Source organism: Paenarthrobacter sp. PAE-2, from assembly GCF_026013155.1.
Lineage (GTDB): Bacteria > Actinomycetota > Actinomycetes > Actinomycetales > Micrococcaceae > Arthrobacter > Arthrobacter ureafaciens.
The window spans coordinates 74,333-83,860 of record NZ_JAPDNV010000002.1 but is presented as its reverse complement, the minus strand read 5'-3'; the positions used below and the strand labels follow the sequence as shown (position 1 = coordinate 83,860).

At 64.5% G+C, this 9,528-nt stretch carries 9 protein-coding genes; 7 read left to right on the top strand and 2 right to left on the bottom strand.

Features of this window, described 5'->3' with window-relative positions:
* Positions 1 to 212 precede the first annotated feature (212 nt).
* On the bottom strand, positions 213 to 635 hold the full coding sequence (locus OCL88_RS01430; RefSeq protein ID WP_021472283.1) for a hypothetical protein: 423 nt from the start codon (positions 633 to 635) through the stop codon (positions 213 to 215).
* A gap of 13 nt (positions 636 to 648) precedes the next feature.
* The gene (locus OCL88_RS01425) at positions 649 to 1,320 is read right to left on the bottom strand and encodes a trimeric intracellular cation channel family protein (protein WP_062097640.1); all 672 of its coding nucleotides are present in this window, start codon (positions 1,318 to 1,320) and stop codon (positions 649 to 651) included.
* Positions 1,321 to 1,384: 64 nt separating this feature from the next.
* Here OCL88_RS01425 and OCL88_RS01420 point away from each other — a divergent pair, with 64 nt between their 5' ends.
* The 7 genes from OCL88_RS01420 to OCL88_RS01390 all read left to right on the top strand — a co-directional run bounded on the left by OCL88_RS01420 (position 1,385) and on the right by OCL88_RS01390 (position 9,496).
* On the top strand, positions 1,385 to 2,080 hold the full coding sequence (locus tag OCL88_RS01420; RefSeq protein ID WP_264961339.1) for a sirohydrochlorin chelatase: 696 nt from the start codon (positions 1,385 to 1,387) through the stop codon (positions 2,078 to 2,080).
* Between the two features lie 146 nt (positions 2,081 to 2,226).
* Entirely contained in the window at positions 2,227 to 3,963 is a 1,737-nt protein-coding gene (locus tag OCL88_RS01415; RefSeq protein ID WP_264961338.1) for a nitrite/sulfite reductase, read from the top strand.
* Entirely contained in the window at positions 3,960 to 4,673 is a 714-nt protein-coding gene (locus tag OCL88_RS01410) for a phosphoadenylyl-sulfate reductase (protein ID WP_062097634.1), read from the top strand. Before OCL88_RS01415 ends, OCL88_RS01410 begins: the two co-directional genes overlap by 4 nt.
* On the top strand, positions 4,670 to 5,713 hold the full coding sequence (gene cysD / locus OCL88_RS01405) for a sulfate adenylyltransferase subunit CysD (protein WP_375338537.1): 1,044 nt from the start codon (positions 4,670 to 4,672) through the stop codon (positions 5,711 to 5,713). Before OCL88_RS01410 ends, cysD begins: the two co-directional genes overlap by 4 nt.
* The gene (locus OCL88_RS01400) at positions 5,714 to 7,135 is read left to right on the top strand and encodes a sulfate adenylyltransferase subunit 1 (RefSeq protein WP_062097632.1); all 1,422 of its coding nucleotides are present in this window, start codon (positions 5,714 to 5,716) and stop codon (positions 7,133 to 7,135) included.
* A 99-nt stretch (positions 7,136 to 7,234) separates the two neighbouring features.
* Positions 7,235 to 8,188, top strand: coding sequence for a homocysteine S-methyltransferase (mmuM, locus tag OCL88_RS01395; RefSeq protein WP_264961337.1), 954 nt, complete (start codon positions 7,235 to 7,237; stop codon positions 8,186 to 8,188).
* 156 nt (positions 8,189 to 8,344) lie between these two features.
* A complete protein-coding gene (locus OCL88_RS01390) occupies positions 8,345 to 9,496 on the top strand; it encodes an ABC transporter substrate-binding protein (protein ID WP_264961336.1) in 1,152 nt (383 codons plus the stop codon).
* Positions 9,497 to 9,528: the final 32 nt, after the last annotated feature.

The window sequence follows — 9,528 nt, the reverse complement described above, 5'->3', positions numbered from 1 at the left end:
TGCCGCTACCACCAACTTTGGAACGGCAAGCTGCTCGAAACCCGCCTAGGACGGCGTGTCGCCGGGCATCGCGGCTCAAAGTGGGTCGTGGCGGCACGCCGACGCCGCCCCCGCACCCGGCAAACCGGCAACCCCAAGCAAAGCCAAACCAAAACGGCCCCCGCCAACCACAAAGGCTGCGCGGGGGCCGGGAAGAAAGGAAGCTGGGAGGCCTAGTCTTCGTCGTTGAAGGCCCAATCGAACATGTCGAAGACGAACTCGGAGAAGGTACCTTCTTCGCTCTTCCACTGGCCGCGGGCGTTGTTGCGGCGGTAGACGATGGGGTCCGGGATGCCGAGGTCCGCCACGCGGAAGCCCCAGGTGAATTGTTCGTCCTCGTCCTCAAGGAACATGAGGAAGCCCTCGTCATCAACTTCCAGCTCCTCCGGGTCCCAGAAGTAGTGGTAGGCCTCCATGAGGTCCTCGCAGCCACCCAAAGCAAGGTAGAACTCGCGGAGAACCAGGGGGATGGTGAAGGAGTGCTCGGACAGGGCGTCGTCCAGTTCCTCAGGCGTCAGGCCGTCTTCTTCCTGCCATTCATCCTCGAGATACTTTGGGACCAGCGCGCGGAACTTCTCGAGGAACATGTCAGTCATGCTCCCATCCTAGCTAATCCCGGAGCACGGAATTTCCGCCGGATCCAGCCCCCGCGCGGTGCCATCCGCGGACCGCCAAGGGTACGTACCAGCCGCGTCGCCAGGCCGTCACGCGGAAGGCAAAAACGACGGCGGCGATTACACCGGCGATCAGTCCGCTAAAGACGCCGAGGTGCCAAGCCAGGGTGGTCAAACCAGCCCCGACGAACGCCGGCAAGGCGTAGATATCGCGGTTGTCGAACAGTGTGGGGATCTCGTTGGCCGTGATGTCCCGCAGAAGCCCGCCGCCGACGGCCGTGGTCACGCCCAGGAGGATGCAGGTCACCGGGTTCATGCCCGCAGTGATGGCCTTCAAAGTTCCGGTGATGCAGAACAAACCCAGCCCGGCGGCGTCGAACAGTATCAGCAGTGATGTGAAGCGTTGGACCGAGGAGAACAGGAAATAGACCAGCCCGGCCGCCAGGAGGGGCGGGGCCAGGTAGGCGGGGTTGGTGAAAGCGACAGGGGGAGCGGTGTTGAGGATGACGTCGCGGATCACGCCGCCGCCCAGGGCCGCAATGGACGCGAGCAACACCGAACCGAGCACGTCGAACTGTTTCCGCGCCGCCAGCAAGGAACCGGAGACGGCGAAGAAGAACACGCCCACGAGGTCGAGCCAGAGAAGAACAATGTCAATGGGAATCAACTGAACGGGTTCTTTCTTGAGCGGGCTTCTCAACAGGTGCTGGCTCAACGTTACGCTAGCTCCCATGAACAGCCCCGTCTTGATCGCCTGTGCCCATGGAACCCGCAACTCAGAAGGGCAGGCAGCCATCCGCAATGTCATGGCTGAAATCGGGGAACTCCGTCCGGGGCTGCAGGTCCTTGAGGCGTACGTCGACGTCCAGGAACCGGAGCTGTCCGGGGTGGTGGAGGGCATGCCCGAGGGGACCGCCGCCGTCGTCGTGCCTCTTTTGCTTTCCACCGGTTTCCATATCAAGGTGGACGTCCCCAAGGCGATCAAGAGCCGTCCCGAAGTAGTGGCCGCCAGGCCGCTGGGTCCGGACCCCCGGCTCGCCGAACTGTTGGCCAAGCACCTGCGCGCTGCGGGCCTGCAGGACAACGACGGCGTCCTGCTGGCTGCCGCTGGATCGTCACTTCCGGACGGGTCGGTGGACTCGGAAGAGCAGGCGCGCCTGCTGGCTGAACTGCTGCCGAACAAAGTTCGGGTGGCCTATGGCGCCAGCGCAGAACCGAACGTGCCCGACGGCGTCGCCTCCTTGCGTGCCGAACTCGCGCAGGACGGTGGCCGGGTCTTCATCGCGTCCTACTTGCTGGCAACCGGGTATTTCCACGACCAGTTGTTCAAGGCCGGCGCAGATGTTGTGACTGCTCCTTTGCTGCCGTCGCCGGTTCTGGCCGAGATTGCTTTGGAACGGTACGACGCGGTGCTGGCAGACCGCTGAAGCCCTCCCGCGGCGGGCAGCACGAACCTGCACAGGAAGACCGCCTGGACAAGGCCGCAGCGGTGTTCATGACGAAGTGTTTCCTTAGGTGACTCAACATTTCCCGACCTTTGCTGGCGAAATCGGCCCACCCCTAACCTCGAAATATGACAGATACAGCTGTAGTCGGTGCGCCCACGGACACCGCCAAGCGCCCGGCACGCTCCCGCCCTGCCGCAAAGCCCCACGGCCAGTGGAAGGTTGACGGCACCACGCCCCTCAACGCCAACGAAACCTGGAAGCAGGAAGACAACGGGCTGAACGTCCGTGAGCGCATTGAGTCTGTCTACGCCAAAGAAGGCTTCGACTCGATCGACGGGACGGACCTCCACGGCCGCTTCCGTTGGTGGGGCCTCTACACGCAGCGCAAGCCCGGGATCGACGGCGGCAAGACGGCAACGCTGGAACCGCACGAGCTCGAAGACAAGTACTTCATGTTGCGCGTGCGCATCGACGGCGGTGCCCTGACAACCGAGCAACTGCGCATCATCGGCCAGATCTCCGTGGACTTTGCCCGCGGCTCGGCCGATCTCACTGACCGCCAGAACATCCAGCTCCACTGGATCCGCGTGGAGGACGTCCCGGAAATCTGGCGCCGCCTGGAGTCCGTTGGCCTTTCCACCACCGAGGCTTGCGGCGACGTTCCCCGCGTCATCCTGGGTTCCCCCGTCGCGGGAATTGCCAAGGACGAGATCATCGACCCCACGCCGCTGATCCACGAACTCTCCGAGCGCTTCATCGGCGACCCGGAACTGGCCAACCTGCCGCGCAAATACAAGACAGCCATCACGGGGCACCCGTCCCAGGATGTGGTGCACGAGATCAACGACTTCGCCCTGGTTGGCGTCGTCCACCCCGAGCTGGGCGCCGGTTACGACCTCTGGGTTGGCGGCGGCCTGTCCACCAACCCGCGCCTGGCTGAGCGCTTGGGGGTGTTCGTTTCTGCTGACGTTGCAGCCGAAGTGTGGCTGGGCGTCACCAGCATCTTCCGTGACTACGGCTACCGCCGCATGCGCACCAAGGCCCGCCTGAAGTTCCTCCTGAATGACTGGGGCCCTGCCAAGTTCCGCCAGATCCTCGAAGACGAATACCTCGGCTTCAAGCTCCCGGACGGCCCGGCTGCGCCCAAGCCGAGCGCACCCGGCGACCACATCGGCGTACACGAGCAGAAGGACGGAAAGTTCTTCATCGGCGTCACGCCCACGGTTGGCCGCATGTCCGGTGAATCGTTGGTGAAGCTGTCTGACACCCTGGAGCAGCACGGCACGTACCGCTTGCGCACCACCCCGCACCAGAAGCTGGTGATCCTGGACGTCACCAAGGAGCAGGTGGAGCCGCTGATCGCCGAACTGGACACACTGGGCCTCTCCGCGCGTCCCTCCGTGTTCCGCCGCGGCACCATCGCCTGCACGGGCATCGAGTTCTGCAAGCTGGCCATCGTGGAAACCAAGGTCACCGCCGCTACCGCCATCGCCGAGCTGGAACGCCGCCTGGCCGACCTCGTGGAGACCAAGCAGCTGCCGCAGGCGCTGTCCCTCCACATCAACGGCTGCCCGAACTCGTGCGCCCGCATCCAGACCGCTGACATCGGTCTCAAGGGCATGATGCTGCCAACGCCCGACGGCGACCCCACCCCGGGTTTCCAGGTCCACCTCGGTGGCGGGCTGGCCAACAACGAGCGTGAGGAAGCCGGCCTGGGCCGTACCGTCCGCGGCCTCAAGGTCACGGTCGATGACCTGCCCGACTACGTGGAGCGTGTGGTCCGTAAGTTCGTCGCCGTCGGCGCCGAGGGCCAGACCTTCGCCGAGTGGGCCCACTCCGCCGACGAAGGAGACCTGCAATGACCTTGGCCCTCAAGCGCTCCAACGAAGAGCTCAAGGCACTGGCCGAGGCCGGCGCCGCAGAGCTTGGTTGGAACCCTTCTTCCGCCGACGTCATCGCCTGGGTTGCGCGGAACTTCGAGCTGCCGGCCATCACGGTTGCCTGCTCCATGGCCGACGCCGTACTTCCGGCTTTGGTCGCAGACCAGCTGCCCGGCGTCGACGTCTTGTTCCTGGAGACCGGCTACCACTTCAAGGAGACATACCAGACCCGTGCCGAGGTTGCTGCCAACCTCCGCGTCAACGTGGTGGACGTGCTCCCGGAACACACCGTGGAAGAGCAGGATACTTTGCTTGGCAAGGACCTCTTCGCCCGCGATCCCGGCCAGTGCTGCTCGCTCCGCAAGGTCCAGCCCCTCCGCCGTTCGTTGGCAGGCTACGAAGTGTGGTTCACCGGTGTCCGCCGCGACGAAGGACCCACCCGCACCAACACCCCGGTGGTCACCTGGGACGAAGGCTTCGGCCTGGTCAAGGTGAACCCGATGGTCGACTGGAGCTTCGATCAGTTGGTGGAGTACTCCGAGGACAACATCCTTCCCGTCAACCCCCTCCTGAGCCAGGGCTACCCGTCCATCGGCTGCCAGCCCTGCACCCGCAAAGTGGCCCCGGGCGAAGACCCCCGCGCCGGCCGCTGGGCCGGATCCGACAAGACAGAATGCGGACTACACACATGAGCACCCAAATCACAACGGACGCCTACGCAGCAGATGCCGCCCCCGCCCCTTCGCTGGACGACAATGCTGCAAGCAGCATTGCGTCCAGCTTCGACAGGCCCGATGCCACTCCCGGGGCGGCATCTGCTGCTTCGGCTCAGCGGTCGGCTCGCCTTTCGTCTTTGGACACCCTCGAGTCCGAGGCCATTCACATCATCCGTGAAGTTGTCGCCGAGTTCGAGAAGCCTGCCCTGCTGTTCTCCGGTGGCAAGGACTCCGTGGTGATGCTGCACCTGGCTACCAAGGCGTTCTGGCCCGGCAAGGTACCTTTCCCCGTGCTGCACGTGGACACGGGCCACAACTTCCCGGAGGTCCTCGACTTCCGCGACCGTACCGTGGAGCGCCTGGGCCTGAAGCTCGTGGTCGGTTCCGTGCAGGAGTTCATTGACCGCGGCGAATTGGCCGAGCGTGCTGATGGAACCCGCAACCCGCTGCAGACCGTTCCGTTGCTGGACGCGATCCAGAAGAACAAGTTCGACGCCGTCTTCGGTGGCGGACGCCGCGACGAGGACAAGGCCCGGGCCAAGGAACGCATCCTGAGCCTTCGCGACGAGTTCGGCCAGTGGGATCCGCGCAACCAGCGTCCCGAGCTGTGGAACCTGTACAACGGCCGCCACACCGTGGGCCAGCACGTGCGCGCGTTCCCCATCAGCAACTGGACTGAACTGGACATCTGGCGCTACATCGAGCGCGAGAACATCGAGCTCCCCGGCCTGTACTACGCCCACGAGCGCGAGGTCTTCGCCCGCGATGGCATGTGGCGTGCAGTCGGTGAAGTTTCCCAGCCGCTCCCGCACGAGGAAGTCATCACCAAGACGGTCCGTTACCGCACGGTGGGCGACATGTCCTGCACAGGTGCCGTCGAGTCCGACGCGTTCACCGTGGCCGACGTCGTTGTTGAAGTCGCTGCCTCCACCCTGACCGAACGTGGCGCCACCCGCGCAGATGACCGCATCTCCGAGGCAGCCATGGAAGACCGCAAGAAGGACGGCTACTTCTAAATGAGCACCGAAACAGCATCCCTCATCGCCGCCACAGACGGCCTGGAGTCCGCTCCACTGCCGTCAACGCTCTTCCGTTTCGCCACTGCCGGATCGGTCGACGACGGCAAGTCCACTTTGGTGGGCCGCCTCCTCCACGATTCCAAGGCGATCCTTGCCGACCAGCTCGACGCCGTTGCCCGCACCTCCGCGGACCGCGGCTTCGGCGGCGACAAGGGCGGCATCGACCTGGCCCTCCTGACGGACGGCCTGCGTGCCGAGCGTGAGCAGGGCATCACCATCGACGTTGCCTACCGCTACTTCGCCACCGACCGCCGCAGCTTCATCCTCGCGGACTGCCCCGGCCACGTTCAGTACACCAAGAACACGGTGACGGGCGCGTCCACTGCGGATGCCGTCGTCGTACTCATCGATGCCCGCAAGGGTGTCCTGGAGCAGACCCGCCGGCACCTGTCCGTGCTGCAGTTGCTGCGCGTGGCGCACGTGATCGTCGCCGTCAACAAGATCGACCTCGTGGACTTCAGCGAGCAGGTGTTCCGCGACATAGAGGCCGACGTCCGCAAGGTAGCCCAGGAACTTGGCCTTGGTTCCGATGGCGTCTCCGACCTGCTCGTGGTGCCCGTCTCTGCCCTCGACGGCGACAACGTCGTGGACCGCTCGGAGCGCACGCCCTGGTACAACGGACCTGCGTTGCTGGAAGTCCTCGAGACCCTTCCTGCCGCCGATGAACTCGAAGCCGAACTGGAGAGCTTCCGCTTCCCCGTGCAGCTGGTCATCCGGCCGCAGGGTGCGCTGGCACCGGACGCCGTAGCTGCCGGCTTGGACGTCGAGGCATACCGGGACTACCGTGCCTACGCCGGCCAGATCACCGAAGGTTCGGTCAAGGTGGGCGACGAAGTCACCGTACTGACCCCCGGCCACGAACCGCGGACCACCACGGTTGTGGGGATCGACTTTGCCGGCCGGTCCTTGGAGGAAGCAGCCGCCCCGCAGTCCGTTGCCCTTCGCTTGGCCGACGAACTGGACGTCGCCCGCGGTGACACCATCGCCGCGGCAGGCACGGTCCGCGAAGCCTCCGCAGATCTTTATTCGTCCCTATGCTGGCTCTCGCCCAAGCCGCTGCGCGAAGGCCAGAAGGTCCTCGTCAAGCACGGCACCCGCACGGTGCAGGCCTTGGTCCGTACGGTGTCCGGGAAGCTGGACCTCGCCACGTTCAAGGTGGAACCGGCGTCGAGCCTGGAACTCAACGACATCGGCCACGCCCAGTTGCGTCTCGCCGCTGCGCTGCCGTTGGAGAACTACCTCCACCACAGGCGCACGGGCGCGTTCCTGGTGATCGACCCCATCGACGGCAACACGCTTGCCGCCGGCCTGGTCAAGGACCACCCGGGCGACCACGAAGACGAACGTTACGTCATCTAGGGACACACACAGTCACAAAACCGCAGCTTGTTCGCGGAACCCCACGCCGCACGGCGGGAGTCCCCGGACAAGCTGCGGTTTTCTATTGCAGGAGTACGCATGCCGGAAAACACCACCCTCAGCACGCTTTTGGCAGCCGGTGGGGACCTGATCCTGGACGGTGCCCTGGCCACCGAGTTGGAGGCCCACGGCTGCGACCTGGAGGACGCGCTCTGGTCCGCGAAGGTCCTGTTCGAACAGCCCCACCTGATCAAGCAGGTCCACCGCGATTACTTCGACGCCGGTGCCTCCGTGGCAATCACGGCCAGCTACCAGGCGACGCCACAAGGGTTTGCCCAGCGGGGTTTGTCGGTGGAGGAATCAATCGAACTCGTTTCGCGGAGCGTCCGACTGGCCGATGAAGCCCGGCAGGAGTACTTCGCAGCCAACCCCGGGTCACGCCCATTGTTGGTCGCCGGCTCGGTGGGACCTTACGGTGCCTATCTGGCCGATGGTTCGGAGTACCGCGGCGATTACGCGCTCTCCGCCGCGGAATTCCGGGATTTTCACCGGGCACGGATCGCTGCCCTGGTTGAAGCCGGGGTGGATTTCCTGGCGTGCGAGACGCTGCCGTCGTTCGCCGAGGCTGAGGCGCTGCTGGACTTGGTGGTGGAGTTCGACGTCGAAGCCTGGTTTACGTTCACGCTGCGGGACAGTGCCCGCATCAGTGACGGAACGCCCCTTGCGGATGTCGCTGCGCTGCTCCGCGCGGAACCGCGCGTTGCCGCCGTCGGACTTAACTGCGTACCGCTGGACCTGGTGACGGCCGCACTCGGAACCCTTCGGAAAGCAACGGGTTCCCCGCTGGTGGCGTACCCGAATTCCGGCGAGGTCTATGACGCAGTGACCAAAACCTGGGGACCGGCTGCCGGGAGTGCCCAGGCCCTGACCCTGGCCGGGAACGCATCTGATTGGCGGGAACAGGGGGCGCGTCTCATAGGTGGGTGCTGCCGCACAACCCCGCGCGACATCGCACGCCTTGCCGCCAATATGACGTCACGTGAACCTTCATGAACCTTGATTTCTACGGGATTGAAGCGGAAATATCACTGTCCCTACTGTGAACTCATGACCACTTCGGAACGGTCCTTCCTTGCCTTCGACGGGCGATGTTAGGGGCCCGATCTTCGCCCCGAACCGCGTCCCCAAAACTTTCAAGGACCCCACCCAATGGCTAATATCCCTGAGTCACAGAAACCGACGTCCGGCACCAAACGCATTGTTGCGGGACAGAAGCAGCCCAAAGCCAAGCGCCGCCGTGTGCTGGAAATCGGATTGGCTGCCGGCCTCGTCCTGCTGATCGGCGCAGGTGCTGCCGTGGCATCCGTTGTTTCGAACAACAACCAGGCCGCACCCGTTCCCTCCGCGACGCCCGCCGCAGAACTTAAGCTCGGCTACTTCAGCAACGTCACCCACGCCCCGGCACTGGTAGGTACCAGCAAGGGCATCATCGCCAAGGAACTCGGCGAGACCAAGCTCAGCACCCAAGTCTTCAACGCAGGCCCCGCAGCCATCGAGGCACTCAACGCGGGTGCGATCGATGCCACCTACATCGGACCGAACCCCGCCATCAACTCGTTCGTCAAGAGCAACGGCGAATCCGTCAGCATCATCGCGGGCGCCGCCTCCGGTGGCGCGCAGCTGGTGGTCAAACCGGAAATCAACTCCGCCGCCGACCTCAAGGGCAAGGTCCTTGCATCTCCGCAGCTTGGCGGGACCCAGGACGTCGCATTGCGCGCCTGGTTGCTGGAACAGGGCTTCAAGACCAACACCGACGGCAGCGGCGACGTCAACATCAACCCCACCGAGAACGCCCAGTCGCTGAAGCTCTTCCAGGATGGAAAGCTCGACGGCGCGTGGTTGCCTGAGCCGTGGGCTTCCCGCCTGGTGCTCGAAGCCGGGGCGAAGGTCCTGGTTGACGAGAAGGACCTGTGGGAGAAGGGCGACTTCACCACCACCATCCTGATCGTGAACAAGAAATTCGCGGCTGAGCACCCGGAAACGGTCAAGGCTTTGTTGAAGGGCCACGTTGAGTCCGTGAAGTGGCTGAACTCCGCTTCGGCCGAGGAGAAGGCGTCCACCATCAACGCCGTGCTCAAGGACACTGCAGGCAAGCCGCTTCCGGCGAATGTGATCACCCGGGCCCTGCAGAACATCAAGTTCACCACCGACCCGCTGGCCGGAACGTACAAAAAGCTCCTCGATGACGGCGTCAAGGCCGGCACCACCAAGGAAGCCGACATCAAGGGCATCTTTGATCTTCGCGCCCTGAACGAGGTGGAGGGCAAGAAAACCTCCGCCGCCGGACTCGGACAAGACTAAGCACCACCGGGCCGGTCCGCTCCCGCACGCAG

Bases quoted from the DNA above. Each gene is read 5' to 3' on its own strand.
- OCL88_RS01410 (WP_062097634.1), top strand. From the start codon at position 3,960: ATGACCTTGGCCCTCAAGCGCTCCAACGAAGAGCTCAAGGCACTGGCC.
- cysD (WP_375338537.1), top strand. From the start codon at position 4,670: ATGAGCACCCAAATCACAACGGACGCCTACGCAGCAGATGCCGCCCCC.
- OCL88_RS01420 (WP_264961339.1), top strand. From the start codon at position 1,385: ATGAACAGCCCCGTCTTGATCGCCTGTGCCCATGGAACCCGCAACTCA.
- OCL88_RS01430 (WP_021472283.1), bottom strand. From the start codon at position 635: ATGACTGACATGTTCCTCGAGAAGTTCCGCGCGCTGGTCCCAAAGTAT.
- OCL88_RS01390 (WP_264961336.1), top strand. From the start codon at position 8,345: ATGGCTAATATCCCTGAGTCACAGAAACCGACGTCCGGCACCAAACGC.
- OCL88_RS01415 (WP_264961338.1), top strand. From the start codon at position 2,227: ATGACAGATACAGCTGTAGTCGGTGCGCCCACGGACACCGCCAAGCGC.
- mmuM (WP_264961337.1), top strand. From the start codon at position 7,235: ATGCCGGAAAACACCACCCTCAGCACGCTTTTGGCAGCCGGTGGGGAC.
- OCL88_RS01400 (WP_062097632.1), top strand. From the start codon at position 5,714: ATGAGCACCGAAACAGCATCCCTCATCGCCGCCACAGACGGCCTGGAG.